This is a genomic window from Georgenia sp. Z1491 (assembly GCF_049856175.1).
Lineage (GTDB): Bacteria > Actinomycetota > Actinomycetes > Actinomycetales > Actinomycetaceae > JB111.
The window spans coordinates 156,177-174,188 of sequence record NZ_JBNDNA010000009.1 but is presented as its reverse complement, the minus strand read 5'-3'; the positions used below and the strand labels follow the sequence as shown (position 1 = coordinate 174,188).

The 18,012-nt window shown below is 74.5% G+C and carries 15 protein-coding genes; 7 read left to right on the top strand and 8 right to left on the bottom strand.

The features are described from left to right. The first annotated feature begins 13 nt into the window (after positions 1-13). Positions 14-1,192, top strand: a complete 1,179-nt coding sequence (locus ACPYO4_RS10935) for a 5-(carboxyamino)imidazole ribonucleotide synthase (RefSeq protein WP_425709270.1) — start codon at positions 14-16, stop codon at positions 1,190-1,192. A 109-nt stretch (positions 1,193-1,301) separates the two neighbouring features. After that, entirely contained in the window at positions 1,302-1,829 is a 528-nt protein-coding gene (purE, locus tag ACPYO4_RS10930) for a 5-(carboxyamino)imidazole ribonucleotide mutase (RefSeq protein WP_425709269.1), read from the top strand. 3 nt (positions 1,830-1,832) lie between these two features. Here purE and ACPYO4_RS10925 read toward each other — a convergent pair whose 3' ends face one another. The 5 genes from ACPYO4_RS10925 to ACPYO4_RS10905 all read right to left on the bottom strand — a co-directional run bounded on the left by ACPYO4_RS10925 (position 1,833) and on the right by ACPYO4_RS10905 (position 7,201). Next, the gene (locus ACPYO4_RS10925) at positions 1,833-2,996 is read right to left on the bottom strand and encodes a hypothetical protein (RefSeq protein ID WP_425709268.1); all 1,164 of its coding nucleotides are present in this window, start codon (positions 2,994-2,996) and stop codon (positions 1,833-1,835) included. Positions 2,997-3,040: 44 nt separating this feature from the next. Beyond that, on the bottom strand, positions 3,041-3,931 hold the full coding sequence (locus ACPYO4_RS10920) for an LCP family protein (RefSeq protein ID WP_425709267.1): 891 nt from the start codon (positions 3,929-3,931) through the stop codon (positions 3,041-3,043). A gap of 598 nt (positions 3,932-4,529) precedes the next feature. After that, positions 4,530-5,915: an LCP family protein gene (locus ACPYO4_RS10915; protein WP_425709266.1), complete on the bottom strand. Its 1,386-nt coding sequence runs from the start codon at positions 5,913-5,915 to the stop codon at positions 4,530-4,532. A gap of 135 nt (positions 5,916-6,050) precedes the next feature. Further along, a complete protein-coding gene (locus tag ACPYO4_RS10910) occupies positions 6,051-6,509 on the bottom strand; it encodes a DUF2304 domain-containing protein (RefSeq protein WP_425709265.1) in 459 nt (152 codons plus the stop codon). Then, positions 6,509-7,201 (bottom strand): glycosyltransferase family 2 protein, encoded by a 693-nt coding sequence (locus ACPYO4_RS10905; RefSeq protein ID WP_425709264.1) that lies wholly within the window; start codon positions 7,199-7,201, stop codon positions 6,509-6,511. The genes ACPYO4_RS10910 and ACPYO4_RS10905 overlap by 1 nt, the downstream gene beginning before the upstream one ends. 104 nt (positions 7,202-7,305) lie before the next feature. Here ACPYO4_RS10905 and ACPYO4_RS10900 point away from each other — a divergent pair, with 104 nt between their 5' ends. From ACPYO4_RS10900 to ACPYO4_RS10885, 4 genes are all read left to right on the top strand, one after another. After that, entirely contained in the window at positions 7,306-7,905 is a 600-nt protein-coding gene (locus ACPYO4_RS10900) for an acyltransferase (RefSeq protein ID WP_425709263.1), read from the top strand. A 14-nt stretch (positions 7,906-7,919) separates the two neighbouring features. After that, on the top strand, positions 7,920-9,026 hold the full coding sequence (locus ACPYO4_RS10895; RefSeq protein ID WP_425709283.1) for a DegT/DnrJ/EryC1/StrS family aminotransferase: 1,107 nt from the start codon (positions 7,920-7,922) through the stop codon (positions 9,024-9,026). A 5-nt stretch (positions 9,027-9,031) separates the two neighbouring features. After that, complete coding sequence (locus ACPYO4_RS10890) at positions 9,032-10,039, top strand: Gfo/Idh/MocA family protein (protein ID WP_425709262.1); 1,008 nt, start codon at positions 9,032-9,034, stop codon at positions 10,037-10,039. A 382-nt stretch (positions 10,040-10,421) separates the two neighbouring features. Next, positions 10,422-11,615: a glycosyltransferase gene (locus ACPYO4_RS10885; protein ID WP_425709261.1), complete on the top strand. Its 1,194-nt coding sequence runs from the start codon at positions 10,422-10,424 to the stop codon at positions 11,613-11,615. Between the two features lie 25 nt (positions 11,616-11,640). Here the strand turns inward: ACPYO4_RS10885 and ACPYO4_RS10880 are convergent, their stop codons facing one another. The 3 genes from ACPYO4_RS10880 to ACPYO4_RS10870 all read right to left on the bottom strand — a co-directional run bounded on the left by ACPYO4_RS10880 (position 11,641) and on the right by ACPYO4_RS10870 (position 16,035). Further along, complete coding sequence (locus tag ACPYO4_RS10880; protein WP_425709260.1) at positions 11,641-12,708, bottom strand: hypothetical protein; 1,068 nt, start codon at positions 12,706-12,708, stop codon at positions 11,641-11,643. A 121-nt stretch (positions 12,709-12,829) separates the two neighbouring features. Then, complete coding sequence (locus ACPYO4_RS10875) at positions 12,830-14,071, bottom strand: acyltransferase family protein (protein ID WP_425709259.1); 1,242 nt, start codon at positions 14,069-14,071, stop codon at positions 12,830-12,832. Next, on the bottom strand, positions 14,068-16,035 hold the full coding sequence (locus ACPYO4_RS10870; RefSeq protein ID WP_425709258.1) for a glycosyltransferase: 1,968 nt from the start codon (positions 16,033-16,035) through the stop codon (positions 14,068-14,070). The genes ACPYO4_RS10875 and ACPYO4_RS10870 overlap by 4 nt, the downstream gene beginning before the upstream one ends. A gap of 157 nt (positions 16,036-16,192) precedes the next feature. On the opposite strand from ACPYO4_RS10870, the gene ACPYO4_RS10865 reads away from it, so the two are divergent. Then, complete coding sequence (locus tag ACPYO4_RS10865) at positions 16,193-17,968, top strand: ABC transporter ATP-binding protein (protein WP_425709257.1); 1,776 nt, start codon at positions 16,193-16,195, stop codon at positions 17,966-17,968. Positions 17,969-18,012 lie beyond the last annotated feature (44 nt).

Here is an 18,012-nt window from a genome sequence, read left to right as displayed (position 1 = left end):
AGGGTGGATCCTCGTGACCAGACGGACCGTGGCCGTGATCGGCGGTGGGCAGCTCGCCCGCATGATGGCACCGGCGGCGCTCGCCCTCGACGTGCACCTACGGGTCCTCGTCGAGTCGGCCGACGCGCCGACCGCGCAGGTGGTACCGGACTCGGTCGTCGGCCGGGCCGACGACCTTCAGGCCGTGCGGCGCCTCGTCGAGGGTGCGGACGTCCTCACGTTCGAGCACGAGCACGTGCCCGCCGAGGTGCTGGACGCGGTCGCTGCCTCGGGCGTGCCGGTGCGGCCCGGTCCCGCCGCCCTGCTGCACGCGCAGGACAAGATCGCCATGCGCGAGCGGCTCGGTGAGCTCGGCGTCCCGTGGCCCTGGTGGACGACCGCCGCCGACGCCGCCGGGGTCGCCGCCGCGATCGCCGAGGCCGGCGGGCCGGTCGTCGTCAAGACCGCCCGCGGGGGCTACGACGGCAAGGGCGTGCGGGTCGTCGCCACCCCCGACGACGTCGCGGACTGGCTCGACGACCTCGCGCCCGGCAGGCGGCTCCTCGTCGAGGAGAAGGTGCCGTTCGTCCGCGAGCTCGCGGCGCTGACCGCGCGCCGGCCGGGTGGCGACGCGCCCGGCGGGTCCGGTGGGCCCGGTGACGTGCGCAGCTGGCCGGTGGTCGAGACGCGGCAGCGCGGTGGGGTGTGCGCCGAGGTCCTCGCCCCAGCCCCCGGGCTGCCCGCGGAGCTTGCGGAGCAGGGCCGTGCCATCGCCGAGCGCGTCGCGACCGGCCTCGGCGTGACCGGGGTCCTCGCCGTCGAGCTGTTCGTGGCACCGGTCGAGGGCGGCGGCGAGCGGCTGCTCGTCAACGAGCTCGCCATGCGCCCCCACAACTCGGGGCACTGGACGATCGACGGCGCCGTGACCAGCCAGTTCGAGCAGCACCTGCGGGCGGTCCTCGACCTTCCGCTGGGCGATCCGTCGGCGCTCGCCCCCGCCGCGGTCATGGTCAACCTGCTCGGCGCCGAGCGGCCCGACCCGGCCGCCGCGTACCCGGCGGTGCTGGCCGGGCACCCGCGCGCGAAGGTGCACCTCTACGGCAAGGAGGTGCGCCCCGGCCGCAAGCTCGGGCACGTCACCGAGGTCGGCGAGCGGCACGAGGCGCTGCTCGTGTCCGCCCGTGCCGCCGTCGACCTGCTCCACCGCGGCTGAGCCGGCGCAGGCGGCCACGCAGTGGTCGGGACGCGCCGCCGGGGCCGGCCGCGGTGGGAGGATGGCCGCGGGCCGGAGCCGCCGGCCGTCACGGGACCGGGGAGTGAGCATGGTCGAGGTCGGGATCGTCATGGGGTCGGACTCGGACTGGCGCGTGATGTCGGCCGCGGCGGTCGCGCTCGACGAGCTCGGCGTGACCCACGAGGTCGACGTCGTCTCCGCGCACCGCATGCCGGACGAGATGATCGAGTACGGGCGCACCGCGGCCCGGCGCGGGCTGCGCGTGATCGTGGCCGGCGCGGGCGGGGCCGCGCACCTGCCCGGGATGCTCGCCGCCGTCACGCCGCTGCCGGTGATCGGGGTCCCCGTGCCGCTGGCTCACCTCGACGGCATGGACTCCCTGCTGTCGATCGTCCAGATGCCGGCGGGCGTGCCCGTCGCGACGGTCTCGATCGGCGGGGCCCGTAACGCCGGCCTGCTCGCCGCCCGGATCCTCGGGGCCGGCGAGGGCGCGCGCGCCGAGGAGCTCCGCGAACGGATGGTCGATCTCCAGGCCGACCTCGCCGACTCCGCGCGCGCCAGGGGAGTGCGGCTGCGGGCCTCCCTGACCGCCGAGCAGGGCGAGGACCGGGCCTAGGAGCTACGCCTGCGGGCCCGCCGCGAGGTCGCCCCGAGCCTCCTCGGTGCCGTTGGCGGCCTGCCCGACGAGCGGGTGGTCGGGGGGCACGAGCCGCTCGAGGTCCGCCGTCAGTGCCTCGAACTGCTCGAGCGCCCGGGCGGGATCGACCTCGAGGGTCGCCCACGCCTCGCGATGGCGCGCGTCGAGCGTGGACAGGTGCTCCGGGCCGACGTCGGGCCGCCCGGTGCGCAGCGCGACGAGCTCGGCGAACACCTGGCGGGCCTCCTCGAACCTGCCCTTGGCCGCGAGCAGGTCCGCGCTGCGGGCGGTCGCGACGTCCGCGAGCTCGAGGTCGTCGGGGCGGTAGCGGCGGGCGTCCCGGCCGAGGAACATGTTCGCGTCGAGCGCCTCGTCCAGGCGACCGGCCTCGACGAGCGCCGTCACGTGCCGGGCGCCGGCCCGCAGCGCGGTGCCCGACGTCGGACCGTCGAGCGCGGCGACGACCTCCGCGCGGCGGGCGTACGCGTCCACGGCGCCCTCGGGGTCCTCCGCGCGCGTGCGGGCCTCGGCGAGGACGAGCAGCGCGTCGGGCAGCAGCTGCCGATCGGCCGGGGTGTCGGCCCGGGCCACGAGTGCCTCGGCGTCGTCGACCCCGGCGCCGTCGGTCGCGGCCCGGCGCAGGTCGTCGGCCAGGGGGGCCTCCGCGTCGGCCCCCTGCTCGTCCGTCTGCTCGTGCGACCCGGTGTCCGACCCGGCGTCGGACCCGGCGTCCGGCCCGCCGACCTGAGCGAGCTCGTGCTCGAGGGACGGCGTCTCGTGGCCGCGGCCCGAGGCCTCGAGCGCGGAGATGAGGGCCGTGACGAGCCCGGCGCGGGTCTCGGCGTCCTCGGGTCCCAGCTCGCGCGCGAGGACGACCCCCGGACCGAGGACGTCGACGGCCTCGTAGTGCCGGCCGAGCCGCCCGAGCGCACCACCCAGCTCACCCCGGACGAGCAGCACGTCGGGGTCGCCGGGGCCGTACACGGACTCGGCCCAGCCGAGGACGTCGCCCAGCGCGGTGACGGCTCCGGCGTGGTCGCCGGCGTCGAGCAGGTGCCCGGCGCGGTCGACCTCCTCGCTCAGGCGGGCGTCGTCGTCGGGGGTGGGACGCCCGGGGGCGGGGCCCTCGTGCGGGTCGGTGGTCATCTCAGTCCTTCCTCGCGCGAGCCGGGCGTCGCGCACCCCTGACGCTATCCGCCCGCGGGGTCCGTCTGCTCCTGGTCGGACGGGCTGATCGTCCCCTCCCGCACGGACTCCAGCCACGCGGGCAGCGCGTCGGCGTCGAGCAGCACGGTCGCCCCCAGCCCGCCGGCGCGGTAGGCGGGGTCGGCGACGGGCGGTGCGCCGACGAACCCGCCGCCCGAGGCGCTGCGGAACGCCAGCGCCATTCCGCCCAGGTCGACGATGCCGGTCTCCTCGTCCGTGACGAGCACGTCGGTGCCCGTGCGGGCGAGCGAGACGTGCCTGCGCGGGTCGAGCAGGGTGCCGGGGGTGGCCACGGAGTCGGCGATGGCGCCGATCACCTGGCGCTGGCGCATGCCGCGGCCGATGTCCCCGGTGGGGTCGGAGTAGCGCATCCGGGCGAAGGCGAGGGCGGTCTCGCCGTCGGAGACGTGGCAGCCCGCCTGCCAGCTGAGACCGGAGAAGTCGTCCTCGACGTCGTAGTCGAGGCACAGCTCGACCCCGCCGACGGAGTCGACGATCTCCGACAGCCCGGACATGCCGATCTCGACGTAGTGGTCGACGGTGAGCTCCATGAGGCCCTCGACGGTCTCCACGAGCAGCTCCGGGCCGCCGAGCGAGTAGGCGGCGTTGAGCTTGTTGTCGCCGTGGCCGGGGATCTCGACGAGGGTGTCGCGCGGCAGCGAGATCAGCGAGGGCGTGCCCGACTCGGGATCGTGCAGCACGAGGATCGAGTCCGAGCGGGAGCCCTCCACACCGTCGTCGATCGCCCCGCCGCGGGAGTCGGTGCCCGCGAGGAGGTAGGTGGTGCCGGTGGTGTCCTCGGCGCCCGACAGCGCGGCCGTGTGCGAGATGCGTCCGTCCGCCCAGATCGCGAGCCCGACCGGCCAGGCGATCACCAGGACCAGGAGGAGAACGAGGAAGAGCGCGACGACGCGGCCCGGCCGGCGGCGACGCCGGCGCTGCCGCGGCGGGCGGCCCGGCGGGGGTGGCGGAGGCGCCTGTCCCGGATCTTCGGGGTACCGGGGCGGTGCCTCGCCCGGCCCGGGGCGGCGTGGGTCGGTCGCCCCGTGAAAGGCCGGCCGGTACGACGGTGGTGCGTAGGCCGGCGGCGGTGCCGAGGGACGCCCGGGCGCCTCGCGCCCGGCGGCGGGCACGGTGCGGGTGGCGCCGATCTCGTCGCGCGCGGGGATGCCGGCGCGGTCGCTGGGGGCGCGGCGCGGCGAGCCCGTCGGAGCGGGCCGGGGGCGTCGACGGTCGAACCGATCGGCCGTGGGCTGGCGCGGGGGAGCGGGCGGGCGCCCGGCGCCGTCGACCTGCCGGGTCGCCTCCGGCTGCTCGCGCGGGCGTGCTGGGCGACGCTTGCTCCTGGGCGCGAACGACGGAGGAAGGTCGTCGTCGTTCATCGTGTCCCCCCGGTCGTCCGTCCAGCGAGAGGCACCGTACGCGCGGGGAGGCCCGGAACCGTGGCACCACCCCGAGGGAGGCGGGTGGCGGTCAGCGTGTGCACGGGGGCAGGGGGGCAGCTTCCGGCTCGTCGGTCGGCGCGGGCGGCGCCGCGTCGTCGGGCGTGCCGAGGCCGTCGGACTCGTCGGTGGGAACCTCCGGGGAGGCCTCGGCCCGGGCCGCGTCGCGGGCCTCCTGGGCGATCTCGCCGCCGGTGCCGATCGCCGTGCCGGTGTCCTCGGGCGCCGCGCCGTCGGACGCCGCCTCGCCGGACTCGGACTCCTCGGCCCCGCCGCCGAGCTCGGGGTCCGCCGCCACGGTGGCGTTCGTGACGGGCTCGTCCTCGCGCAGGGCGGCCCAGACGTCCTCGGCCTCCTCGGTCGCCGTCACGCGGTAGCCCGCGGGCTCCCAGGGCATCGTGAGGAACCCGATGTTCTCGCCCTCGAGGCCACGCAGCGACACGGCGAGCCCGGCGAGGTTCCGGATGCTGCCGAACTCCGGGGAGGTGGTGAGCGTCTGGGTGCCGGCGTCGAGCACCGAGTACAGGCGCGGCAGGTCGAACAGCACGCGACTCGACAGGACGTCGCGGGCGATGGCGCTCACGAGCTGCTGCTGACGGCCGATGCGGGAGATGTCGGAGCCGTCGCCGAGCGTCTGGCGGGCGCGCGCGTAGCCGAGCGCCTCCTCGCCGTCGAGGATCTGGCAGCCCTGCTCGAGCTCGAGGCCGGCGGCCGGGTCGGCGATCTCCTCGTCGACGTACATCGGCACCCCGTCCAGGGCCTCGACGACGCCGATGAACCCGGCGAAGTCGACGACCATGTAGTCGTCGATGCGGACGTCGGTCAGCTCCTCGACGGTGGCGATCGTGCAGGCGGCGGCGGCGCTGACGTCACCGTGCTGGCCGCCGGTGTGGAAGGCGGAGTTGAAGATGGCCTGCTCGGCCGGCTCGGTCTCGGTGCCGTCCTCGAGCGTGCAGGAGGGGATGTCGACCAGGGTGTCGCGCGGGATCGAGACGACGTCGACCCGTTCGCGGTCCGAGGAGATGTGCAGGATCATCGTGGTGTCCGAGCGCATGCCCTCGACGTCGGCCTCGCCGCCCTGAGCGGCGTTGTCCCCCTCGCGGGTGTCGGACCCCATGACGAGGATGTTCATCGCCTGGCCGGCGTTGGGGTCGTCCGGGTCCTCGTGGACGGTCGGGCGCTCGTCGTCGTCGAGCAGGTGGTCGACGTCCTCGGTGGTGATGTTGCCCTGGAGGTCGTTGTACATCGCGGCGACGGCCCCGATGCCCACCGCGACGACGGCCGCCGCGGCGCCCGCGATGATCGGTCCACGGCGGCGCCTGGCCCGCGCGGGGGCAGGCTTGCGGTGCCGGGGTCGGTAGGGCTCGTCGCGCGGCAGCTCCGGATCCGCCGCGCCGTCCTGAGCGTCGGTCGGCATCGCGTTCACGATACGGGCAGGCGGCCCCGGCGTGGGCCTTCGTCTGCGGCACGGCGGCGGGTAGTTCTGTCCTGCCGCTGGTGCTCGGTCCGCGCTGTGGCCGGTGTCTCGTCGCAGGTGGCGCGGTGCGGGCCGCTACCCGGCGGCGTCGTCCGCGCCCGGCCGGTCGTCGTCGGCGGGGCCGGTGCCTGCCCCGGGTCCGGGCACGGGCCCGGCAGGGGCGTCGTCCCGCGCGGCCCGCCGTGCGTCGTCGTCGGCCTCCCGGATGGCGAGCCTGCGGGCGAGGATCGTCGTCTGCCGGTCGCGGCGCGCGTGCCCGCGGGCGGTGACCACGACGTACCCGAAGAACATGACGACCAGCACGTACAGCACGAGGTCCGTGCCACGACCGACCCCGACGAACCGGGCCGCCTGCGAGACCCACGACGGGAACAGGACCGACAGGGCGGCGAGCACCATGAAGCCGAGCAGCCCGAGCCGGCGGATCGCCTGGTGGCGGGAGCCCGCCGTCGAGCGGGTGAGCAGCACCGTGAAGGCGACGACGGCGACCAGCAGCAGGATCTGGATGAGGCGGGTGTCCCCGGAGACGGGCATCAGCGGATCACCAGCTCCCAGAGGATGTTGACGGAGTTGAGCAACGACTGTCCCTTGGCCTTGGAGTAGTCGGTGTAGACGATCTCGATCGGGTGCTCCGCCCACGGCAGGCCGGTGCGGCCGAGCTCGAGGACGATCTCGGTGGCGTGCGCCATCCGGTTCTGCTTGAGGTCGACGCGCCGTGCGGCGTCGCGGCGGATGACGCGCAGCCCGTTGTGGGCGTCGGTCAGGCGCATCCCGGTGGACTGGTTCGTCACCCAGACCGCGGTCTTGAGGACGATGCGCTTGAGGAACCCGGGCTTGGTGCGGTCGTCGAGGAAGCGCGAGCCGAAGACGACCGCCAGGTCCTCGGCGCGCGCCCGCTCGACCATCTGGACGGCGTCGACGACGCGGTGCTGCCCGTCGGCGTCGAAGGTGACGAGGTAGCGCGCGTCCGTGCGGGTGACGACGTACTCGATGCCCGTCTGGAGCGCGGCGCCCTGGCCGAGGTTGAACGGGTGGGTGACCACGAGGGCGCCGGCCGCGGCGGCCGCCGACCCGGAGCCGTCCGTCGAGGCGTCGTCGACGCACACGATGTGCGGGAACGTCTCGCGCGCCTCCGACACGACGCGGCCGATGACGGACGCCTCGTTGTAGACGGGGATGACGAGCCAGGCGTCGTCCACGGGTGGCACCATGGGCATGGGCCGCATTGTCGCAGGCTCGTGGACGACAGCAGGGCAGCGTGCCGTGCGCGGGCCGGTCGCGGGAGCGGTCGGTGCGGGCGGTGCGCGGCCCGGGGAGCGAAGGGCAGCGCATGACCGCACGGATCGTGGACTCCGCCGACGTGGCGACCACCGCCCGCATCGGCGACGGCAGCTCCGTCTGGCACCTCGCGCAGGTGCGAGAGGACGCCATGCTGGGGGAGGGGTGCGTCGTCGGGCGCGGTGCCTACATCGGCACCGGCGTGGAGATGGGACGGCACTGCAAGGTCCAGAACTACGCGCTCGTCTACGAGCCCGCGCGGCTCGCTGACGGCGTGTTCGTCGGCCCCGCCGCCGTGCTCACCAACGACACCTACCCCCGCGCGATCAACCCGGACGGCTCGCTGAAGTCCGCCTCCGACTGGGAGGCCGTGGGCGTGACCATCGAGGAGGGCGCCGCGATCGGTGCCCGCGCGGTGTGCGTGGCACCCGTGACGGTCGGCGCCTGGGCCACCGTGGCGGCCGGCGCGGTCGTGACCAAGGACGTCGCCCCGTACGCGCTCGTGGCCGGCGTACCTGCCAAGCAGATCGGTTGGGTAGGACGTTCGGGCGCCAGACTGGTGCCGGACGGGGAACAATGGCGCTGCCCGATCAGTGGGCAGCGGTACGCCCTGACCGACGGCGTGCTGACCGAGACGGAGGAGAACGCGTGAACGACGAGCTGCCCATGATCCCGCCGGCGAGGCCCATCATCGGCGACGACGAGCGGGCGGCGGTCGACCGCGTGCTCGCCGGCGGCATGATCGCCCAGGGGCCAGAGGTCAAGGCCTTCGAGGAGGAGTTCGCCTCCGTGCTGGCGCAGGGGCGCGAGGCGGTGGCCGTGAACTCGGGGACGTCGGCCCTGCACATGGGCCTGGTCGCGGCCGGGATCGGCGAGGGCGACGAGGTCATCGTCCCGTCCTTCACGTTCGCGGCGACGGGAAACTCGGTGGCCCTGACCGGCGCCACGCCGGTGTTCGCCGACATCGAGCCGGACCACTTCTGCCTCGACCCGGAGTCCGTGCGGGCCTCGGTGACCGAGCGCACCCGCGGCATCATGCCCGTCCACCTCTACGGGCACCCCGCGAACATGGACGCGCTCCAGGCCATCGCCGACGAGTTCGACCTGCAGATCTTCGAGGACGCCGCGCAGGCCCACGCCGCCACGCTCGGCGGGCGCCAGGTCGGCACCTTCGGGGCGTTCGCCGCGTTCTCGCTCTACCCCACCAAGAACATGACCTCCGCCGAGGGCGGCATGGTGACGACGGGGGACGAGACCCTTGCGCGCCGGGTGCGCCTCCTGCGCAACCAGGGCATGGAGAAGCAGTACGCCAACGAGGTCATCGGTTTCAACACCCGCATGACCGACGTGCACGCCGCGATCGGGCGGGTCCAGCTCGGCCGGGTGCTCGGCTGGACGGAGCAGCGGCGCGCGAACGCGGCGTTCCTCGACGCGAACCTGTCCGGCGTGGTGGTGCCCCCCGTCGCCGACGGTGCGGAGCACGTCTACCACCAGTACACGGTTCGGATACCCGTCGAGGGCGACGGCGGCGCCGAGCGCGACCGCATCGTCACCGCGCTGCGCGAGGAGTACCGGGTGGGCAGCGGCGTGTACTACCCGATCCCCAACCACCGCCTCGAGTCGCTGGCCGTGTTCGCGCCGGACCTCGAGCTGCCCGAGACGGAGCGCGCCGCGCAGCAGGTGATCTCCCTGCCGGTGCACCCCTCGCTCGAGCAGGGTGACCTCGACCGGATCGTCGCCGCCGTGGCGGCCGTGACGACGGCGGGGGCGTGATCGCGATGGCTGAGGACTTTGCTTCCGGCGCGCCGCTGCGGGTGGGGCTCATCGGGCTCGGCTCGATGGGGCGCCACCACGCCCGCGTGATCCGCGAGACCGAGGGCATGGACCTCGTGGCCGTGGCCGACCCGGGCGGGGACCGCTTCGGGGTCGCCGGGGCGCTCGAGGTGGGGTCCGACGTCGAGTGGTTGATCGACGCCGGCATCGAGGCCGCCATGGTGGCCGTGCCCACGGTGTACCACGAGGAGGTCGCGCTGCGCCTGGCCGAGGCCGGCGTCCACACGATGGTCGAGAAGCCCATCGCGCACGACGTGGCCGCGGGCCGGCGCGTGGCCCAGGCCTTCGAGGAGGCCGGGCTGACCGGGGCCGTGGGGTACGTCGAGCGCTGCAACCCCGCGATCGTCGCCCTGCGGGACAAGCTTGCCGAGGGGTTCCTGGGGGAGATCTACCAGATCCAGACGTTCCGGCAGGGGCCGTTCCCGGCGCGCATCTCGGACGTCGGGGTGGTCAAGGACCTCGCCACCCACGACGTCGACCTGGCCGCGTTCGTCGCCGGCTCCCCGTACAGCTCGATCTACGCGCGCACGACGCACCGTTCGGGGCGCGAGTTCGAGGACATGGTCGTGGCGACGGGACAGCTGGCCGACGGCACGATGGTCGGCCACACGGTCAACTGGCTCTCGCCGTTCAAGGAGCGGCGCACGGTGGTCACCGGTGAGCGGGGGGCGCTCGTCGCCGACACCCTCAACATCGACCTCACGTTCTACGCCAACGGCACCGTCCCGACCGAGTGGGACGCCGTCGCGGCCTTCCGGGGTGTGTCCGAGGGTGACATCACGACCTACGCGATCCCGAAGCGCGAGCCGCTGCGGGTGGAGCAGGAGCGGTTCCGGGACGCCGTGCGCGGCGTGTCTGACGAGGTGGTGTCGATGGCCGAGGGCGTGCACACGCTCGAGGTGGTCGAGGCGATCCTGTCCGCGGCCGCCGACGGCCAGGCCGTCCAGCTGTAACCGCTGCGTCGACGACCTGGCGCCGCGCGGGGCCGACCACGGATGGTCGGCCCCGCGTGCTGTCCATCGACCTCGCGCCTTCGGGTCGAGCGCACAGGTCGAGTGTCGAACCCACCGGTCGAGTGTCGAACCCACCGACGCCGTCGGCAGGGTCGGCGCACCGTGTGTGGGCTGGGCGTCGGACGGTGAGGTCGACGACACCCTTCACCGTCAAGGCGCCGAGGACGCGGACCGCCGTCGAGGGCACGGGTTGCGCGTCGAGGGCGCGGGCGGCGGGGGGCCACTCGGCACGTCGACCGCGTCCTCGGCAGGTTGACCGCGTCCTCGGCGCATCTCCGCCTCGCCCACTTCCGCCCCGCCCACCTCGGACACAATGGATCCCATGCCAGCCGCGCGCCGTCCCTCGGAGAGCCACGCCCGCCGCCCGCGCGTGACCGTCGCGTCCCGCATCTGGGACCCCGAGCCGGCCGCCGCGTCGTTCCGCCTGGCCGCCCTCGCCCGCGGCCTGCGCGACGCCGGCGCAGCCACCCGCGTCCTCACCGCGCAGCCACCGGCGGGTGCCACGATCGCTGACCACGCCGGCACCCGCGTCTCCCGCGCGCCGGTCCTGCGCGACGCCGACGGCTACCTCCGCGGCTACGTCCCCTACCTGTCCTTCGACGTCCCGCTCGCCGCCCGACTCCTCGCGGACCCCGTCCCGGACGTCTACGTCGTCGAGCCGCCGCCCACCACCGGGCTCGTGGTCCGGGCGGTGGCCACGCTCCGCAGGAGGCCGTACGTGGCCTACGTCCCCGACATCTGGTCCGACGCCGCGACGTCCACGGGTGCCCCCCGCGCGATCGTCGAGGTGCTGCGGCGCTCGGAGTCCGCCGTCCTCGCCGGCGCGGCGGCGACCATCGCGGTGTCCGACGACGTCGCCGCCCGGGCGGAGGAGCTCGGCGCCCGCGGCGTCGTCGTCGTGCGCGGGGGAGCGGACACCGAGACGTTCACGCCGACCGGACCGATGCCCGACGACGACGACCCCCGCCCGTACCTGCTCTACGCGGGCACGGCCTCGGAGTGGCAGGGCGCGGACGTGTTCCTGCGCGCGCTGCCGCAGGTCCTTGAGCAGGTGCCGGACGCGCGCGTGGTGTTGATCGGTCAGGGCAGCGCGTGGCCGGAGCTCGAGCGCCTGGCCGCCCGCCTGCCGCGGGGGACGGTCGAGCTGCGCGGGCTCGTCGGGCAGGCGGAGGCGGCGCGCTGGCAGCGGGGCGCGCAGGCGGCGCTCGTGTCGATCCGGCCCGGCATCGGCTACGACCTCGCCTACCCCACGAAGGCATACGCCGCGTGGGCGTCCGGCGTCCCGGTGATCTACGCGGGCCCCGGCCCGGCTCGGGCGGACATCGCCGAGAGCCGCCTGGGCTGGGCGGTCGAGCACGACGCCGACGACGTCGCACGGGCGATGGTCGCCGCCCTGACCGGCGAGCGAGGGCCGCGGGACGCCGAACGGTTGGCCGCCTGGGTGGCGGAGAACGCGTCGTCGGCGGCGGCCGGGCGCGCGGCGGCGGAGGTCGTGCTGGGCGCGATCCGCGCGTAGGTGCGCTGCCGTCCCTTTGCGCCGGTCAGTCGGGCAGGTCGCCGCCGTTGATGTACATCGCCTCGGTCTGGCCACCGTCGCAGGCCGGTGCCGAGTCGCCGAACAGGGCGGGGATCGCGCCGATCTGGCCCTTGTCTACCGCGTACTCGGTGCCGAGTACAGCGATGGAGCCGTCGTCCAGGCGTACAGCGAGGTTCCCCTCGTCATCGCTCACGGGTTCAGCTCCTTCAGCGAGGACCGCCAGGCGCGTGAGATCGGTGCTGCCGGTGCTGACGACGACGAGGCACCCGTCCTCGACCTCGAGCGTGCCGTAGAACATGTCGTCGGTCCCCGTGAGGGCCAGGGTCACGGTCTCCGGCAGCGTCGCGATCGAGAACTGGTCGGTCTCGCCCCAGACGTCGCCGGCGGCGAACCGGAAGCGGTCGTCCTCTCTCTGGAGGACGAGGTCGTCCCCGCCGCCGGACGCACCGACCTCGACGACGATCGAGTCGAGGACCTCGGCCTCGTCGACGCTCGCGGCCCCGAGCAGCGACTCGTCGAGGTCGAGAGCCCCGGACGTCAGGAGCTCCTCGAGCGCGTCGGCCGCCTCCTGGGTCGAGACCTCGACGCTGATCTCGCCCGAGACCGGGTCCGCCACTGTCGATATACCGATCCCGGGCGCGAGGTGCTCGGACAGCGCCATGTGCACGGCGACGGTGACCGACTCGGCGGCCTCGGCGTCGTACGCCGCCCCGCCGTGGGCGAACATCCCGGGCTCGGCCGCCAGTTCCTCGACGACGTCGGCCGGGACTTCGCCGGTGAAGTACAGGTGCGCGGTGGCATCGTCCCGGAGCTCGGAGACGGTGAAGGTGTCAGCGTGGCGGGTGGCGATCGAGGTGATCACGGGTGCGGCACGCTCCTGCATCGCGATCCGGTCGTCGAGCTCACCGGGCTCGATCTCGCCGCGCGCGATCTGAGCCTGGATGTCCTCCCAGGCGGCATCGGAGATGCCGTCGGGCCGGTCGGGCACGGCGGCGGCCGAGCTCGTCAGCACCGCGGTGGCGGCTCCGACCGCAAGCACGGTCGCAGCAAGTGTCTGTCCGGTTCGCCTCATCGCGCGTGCCAGCCCCTCAAGCCGGGAATCGTCGTGACGGCCACTGTACGGAACCCGCGTAGGGAGCACAGCGACCGGGGCCGACCTGAGAGCGAACCGTGACGAGCTTGTGCGCGCGTGCCTATCGCTCCCGGGCCCGCGCCTCACGCTCACGGTCCCGCCGGTCCTTCCACCGCCGCATCCGCCGCTCGATCGGCTTCTCGACCCAGGCGTGCAGCGCCCACGCGCCGGCGATCGCGGGCACGAGCACGGCCGCGTACACACCGAGGTTCGCCCACCCCATCGGCTGCAGCCCGAACCACCCGCGGCACGCGTAGATCAGCGTCGCGTGCAGGAGGTAGAAGGCGAAGCTCCACTCGCCGAGCCGCACGAGCCAGCCGGCGGGCGCACCGCGCCCCGACCCGTCCGCGCGACCGCGCAGCTCCCGCACCGCGTAGGCGAGGATGACGATCCCGCACGCCGCGGGGATCATCACCGGCGACAACGGACCGAGGCGCAGCGCCTCCCACACGCCCGGCGCGCGCAGCGGGCCGAGGAAAACCCCCGCGCAGACCACGAGCAGCAGCCCGAGCACCACCGGCACCGGGAGCCGCGGCCGCCAGCCGAGCCGCACGGCGTGCGCGAGCGCCATCCCGAGGCAGAACTCCCACAGCCGCAGCACTGGACGCGGCAGATGGGCGAGCGCGTCGATCTCGGAGCGCGCGATGTACAGCACGGCGGCGGTCACCGGGATCACGAGCAGCACCGCCAGGGCCGCACGGCGCCCGGTCCGGCCGAGCAGGCGGTCGAGCCACGGGTGCGTGGCGTAGAAGAACGCCTCGAGCGACAGCGTCCACGACGCCGGGTTGCCCGAGAACACCACCTCGTTGTTCGCCGACCAGCCGTGCAGCAGCACCACCGAGAGCAGCAGCACCGCCGACAGGGGCCGGACCCAGCTCTCCTCGACGTCCGCGGGTGGCCCGACGAACACCGGCACCGCGAGCAGGAGCGCCACCATGTGCGCCGGCCAGATCCGGGCGAACCTGCGCCAGTAGAAGGTCGAGACGCGGGTGCCGGGGCGCGCCGACCACGTGAGCACGAAGCCCGACAGCACGAAGAAGAACGCCACGCCCTGGGCGCCGAGGCTGAGCGGACCGGCGATCGGGAGCGGCGCGAAATTCGTCATGTGGTGCGCGAACACGGCCAGCGCGGCCCACCAGCGCAGCGCGGTGAGCGAGTCGAGGCGGGGGAGCGTGCCGGGTACGCCGGGCTCGGTCCACCGTCCGCGTGGTGCCCCGCTCCGTCGAGCAGTGGGCACCGCGCCGGACCCCGGGCCCTCGCCGGTCATCGTGCCATCGCCGCCCGCCCCGCGGCGGTCACTCACCCCCGTGACCCCGCGTCTCCCGCCGGCGGCTCGCGCCGGACCAGCCGCTCGGCCGCCGCGACGCCGTGCACGGCGGCGGGGACGACCCCGCGCCTCAGCCACGACCAGGCCGTCCGAACGGCGGGCAGGTCGACGGCGACGGCCACGCCCGCCTGGCCGGCCAGCGCCTCCGCCGTGGCGTCGGACCGGGCGGCGCGCCACACGGTACGGGTGTCGTCCAGCGGGCTGAGCGTCGCGAGCAGCCGACCGGGCACCGAGCGTCTGGCGGCCGCATCGATCGCCCGGTACCTCCCGGAGCGCGCGATCGCCGCGAGCGGCGATCGGTCCTCGGCGATGACGTGCACGACGGCGACACCCGCCACCGGCGTGCGTGGCGCCGTGCGGCACACGAGCGTGACGTGTGCCGGCGACTCCGGGCTCCCCAGTCGTTCGGCCAGGTCCCCGGCGCCGGCCGACCGCGCCAGCACCTCGTCGGCCGGATCCTCGGAGCCCACGACGAGGACGAACCGCCGCGGGGCAGCGACGTCGGCATCGTCGGCGCCCGACGCCGCAGCCGACTCCACGGCCTCGGTGTTATCGGGCAGCACGCGTGCCGGGACCTCGTGCGCAGCCACCTCTGGGACGGGCAGGCCGAGCTCGGCCGCGCGGCGAGCGACGATGTCCCCGAGCTCGGCCACGCGCGGCGCGAGCTGCTCCTCGCGCGCATACCGCCGTGCCCAGTCCCGGGTCGCCGCCACGGAGGCCGGGGTCGCCGAGCGCGCGAGCGCAGCGCCAGCCACGAGCGCGTCCGCGACGTCGTCGGCGGACATCGACTCCGTCAGCACCCACGCGGGATGCCCCTCGAGCACGGAGGACGCCGCCGACTCCGGGCCGTGCACCGACACGACCGGCAGCCCGGTCGCCGCGTGCTCGAAGACCTTCCCGCTGGTGACGTACCGCCCCGGGATGAGGGGCAGGGCGAGCACGTCGAAGCCCGCGTAGACCTGCGCGACCTCGGCCCGCGGCACGGGCCCGCCGTGCTCGACCCCGTCCCCGGCGAACTCGGCGAGCATCGCCAGGGTCCGCTCGTCCGGCGCACCCTGGTGGCCGACATGGCCCCGCAGCACGAGCCGTGCCCGAGCCACGTCCTCGTCCCGCGACCGCGCCGCACGCCACCCCTCGAGCAGCTCGCGCACGGGCACCGACCCGTAGAGCGTCCCGAGGTAGCCGAACGTCAGCGGCGCGGAGTCGTCGGGGGCGGCCGTCACGCGCAGCGCGTCGATCTCCTCACCGAGGTCTCCGTCGTACCCGTTGGCGACGACGTGGGTGCGGTCCGCGACCTCCGGCACCGTGGCGTCGTACCAGTCGCGGATCGGGGCGTTGACGAACCACGCCTCCTCGGCGCCGAGCAGCAGCTCGCGCTCGGTGCGCCAGGCCCGCGACCGCTCCCCGGACACGCGCCGCCCGGTGGTGACGTCGAGGGCCCAGCCGTCGCGGTAGTCGAGGACGTAGGGCACGTCGAACCGGCGCGCGAGGTGCTCACCCGGGACGAAGTCGACGTGGGGGTTGGACGTGCCGAGCACGAGGTCGACCGGGTGGCGTTCGTGCACCTGCTCGGCGGCGGCGCGCAGGTTGCCCGCCCAGCCACCGTAGACGCGCTCGGGGAAGCCGGCCTCCGAGGCCCGCATGAACGCGGAGAACCACGCCGGCTCCGAGGCCACCCGTCCCCGCGAGTACCGGGCGAGGTCGGTCTCGATGTGGGCCAGCTCCTGGCGCACGCGCAGCACGCGGATCGCCGGGTGCACGCGGTCCTCCAGCGAGGTGTCCGCCCCGAACAGCTCGGTGAACAGCTCGCGCGGCGCGGTGAGGACGGTGACGTCCCAGCCGGCGTCGGCGAACGCGTTGGCGGTGGCCAGCGCCCGGTAGACGCCGGACCCCCGGCAGGGCGGGAAGCCCCAGGCGACGTAGAGCAGGTGTGGACGCACCCGGCAAGGATAGGGACGACGACGGCCGAGCGTGGTGGAGGGCACCGGGGGGTCCTCGGACGGTGCCCGGCGCCGCGTGGCACGATGAACGGCACGCGCCGGCCGGTGCGACCCGCGGCCGCCCACGGCGCCCGGACGACGAGCAGCAGGAGCACGGGTGAAGGATCTACTGAGGACGACGCGGACGCTGCTGCCGATGCTTCCGTCCGGCGCCCGGCGCTACCTGCTCATGTACTCGGTCGTCACGGCGATGCTCGCGCTCCTCGACGTCGTCGCGCTCGGCATCCTCGCCCTCGTCATGGCGCCGATGGTGTCGGGCCAGCCGGTGAGCCTGCCGCTCATCGGGGAGATCGGCACCGACGACTACATCTGGGTGCTCCTCGCGGTATGCCTGCTCATCTCGGCCAAGTCCATCGCCTCCCTGGCCATGCGCTGGGTCGCCACCCGCAAGTTCGCCGAGTACGAGATGGAGATCGGCGACCGGCTCTTCCGTGCCTACCTCCACTCGCCGTGGACGGACCGGCTCTCCCGCAACTCCGCCGAGCTCGTGCGCATGGCCGACGTCGGGATCGCCAACACGACCTCCGGCCTGCTCCTGCCGGTGGCCAGCCTGCCCACCGAGCTCGCCACCACGGCGGCCGTGCTGCTCGTTCTCGTCGTCGCCGAACCGATGATCGCGGCGATCACGGTCGTCTACCTCGGGGCGCTCGCCGCGCTGCTCTACCTCGTGGTCAACCCGAAGGCCCTCGTAGCGGGGCGGGTCAACCGGGACTACTCGCTGAAGACTGCCCGCCTGATGACCGAGATGGTGGCCACGCTCAAGGAGATCGTCCTGCGGGACAAGACCTCCGAGGTCGCCGACGTCGTGTGGGACAACCGGAAGCACGCCGTACGCGCGCGGTCCAACAGCCAGTTCCTCGGCCAGGCGCCGAAGTACGTCCTCGAGGTCGCCCTCGTCGGCGGGTTCGTGCTCGTCGGCGGCGTGGGCTACTGGCAGGGCGGCGCGACCGAGGCGTTCGCGGCCGTGGCGATGTTCGGTGTCGCCGGGTTCCGGATGATCCCCGCGATCACGCGCATGCAGGCGATCCTCACCCAGACCTCGACGACGCTCCCGCACGCGAAGCGGGTCATCTACGACATCCGGGCCTCGGAGAAGTTCATCCGCGACGCCGAGACGGTGGGCCGCGAGCCGATCGTCGGGGAGCCGCGCCAGCTGGTGCTCGACGGCGTCGGCTTCACCTACCCGACCTCGCAGGCGCCGGCGGTCCACGACATCGACCTGACGATCCGCATGGGCACGCACGTGGCGCTCGCAGGCTCGTCCGGCGCGGGCAAGTCCACGCTCGTCGACATCCTGCTCGGGCTGCTCGTCCCGCAGGAGGGAACGATGCTCATCGGCGACCAGGATCTCGACGACGTGCTCGCGGACTGGCGCTCCCGCGTGGGCTACGTCCCCCAGGACGTCTCCCTGTTCAACGGGTCGATCGCGCAGAACGTCGCGCTGGCCTGGGGCTCGACGATCGACGAGGATCGCGTGCGCGAGTGCCTGCGTCGCGCCCAGCTGCTCGACGCCGTCGAGGAGCGCGGCGGCCTCGACACGCTGGTCGGCGAGCGCGGGCTCGCGTTCTCCGGGGGCCAGCGCCAGCGCCTGGGCATCGCCCGCGCCCTCTACACCGACCCGCTCGTGCTCGTCATGGACGAGGCCACCTCCGCGCTCGACACCGCCACGGAGGAGGCCGTCACCCACGCCCTGCGCGAGCTGCACGGCGAGGTCACGGTCGTCACCGTCGCCCACCGGCTGTCGACCATCCGGCACGCCGATGAGGTCTGCTTCATGACCGGGGGCACGATCGCCGCGCGCGGCACGTTCGAGGAGGTCGTCGCCGCGCACCCCGAGTTCGCGCACCAGGCCAACCTCGCGGGCCTGGCGTAGTCGGGCGCGGCGCGACCGGGCTGCGCCGGATGGAACAATCGCGC

Excerpts from the sequence above, each read along its gene's own strand:
- ACPYO4_RS10900 (WP_425709263.1), top strand. The coding sequence starts at position 7,306 with ATGACCGCACGGATCGTGGACTCCGCCGACGTGGCGACCACCGCCCGC.
- ACPYO4_RS10880 (WP_425709260.1), bottom strand. The coding sequence starts at position 12,708 with ATGAGGCGAACCGGACAGACACTTGCTGCGACCGTGCTTGCGGTCGGA.
- ACPYO4_RS10910 (WP_425709265.1), bottom strand. The coding sequence starts at position 6,509 with ATGCCCGTCTCCGGGGACACCCGCCTCATCCAGATCCTGCTGCTGGTC.
- ACPYO4_RS10895 (WP_425709283.1), top strand. The coding sequence starts at position 7,920 with ATGATCCCGCCGGCGAGGCCCATCATCGGCGACGACGAGCGGGCGGCG.
- ACPYO4_RS10890 (WP_425709262.1), top strand. The coding sequence starts at position 9,032 with ATGGCTGAGGACTTTGCTTCCGGCGCGCCGCTGCGGGTGGGGCTCATC.
- purE (WP_425709269.1), top strand. The coding sequence starts at position 1,302 with ATGGTCGAGGTCGGGATCGTCATGGGGTCGGACTCGGACTGGCGCGTG.
- ACPYO4_RS10905 (WP_425709264.1), bottom strand. The coding sequence starts at position 7,201 with ATGCGGCCCATGCCCATGGTGCCACCCGTGGACGACGCCTGGCTCGTC.
- ACPYO4_RS10915 (WP_425709266.1), bottom strand. The coding sequence starts at position 5,915 with ATGCCGACCGACGCTCAGGACGGCGCGGCGGATCCGGAGCTGCCGCGC.
- ACPYO4_RS10885 (WP_425709261.1), top strand. The coding sequence starts at position 10,422 with ATGCCAGCCGCGCGCCGTCCCTCGGAGAGCCACGCCCGCCGCCCGCGC.
- ACPYO4_RS10925 (WP_425709268.1), bottom strand. The coding sequence starts at position 2,996 with ATGACCACCGACCCGCACGAGGGCCCCGCCCCCGGGCGTCCCACCCCC.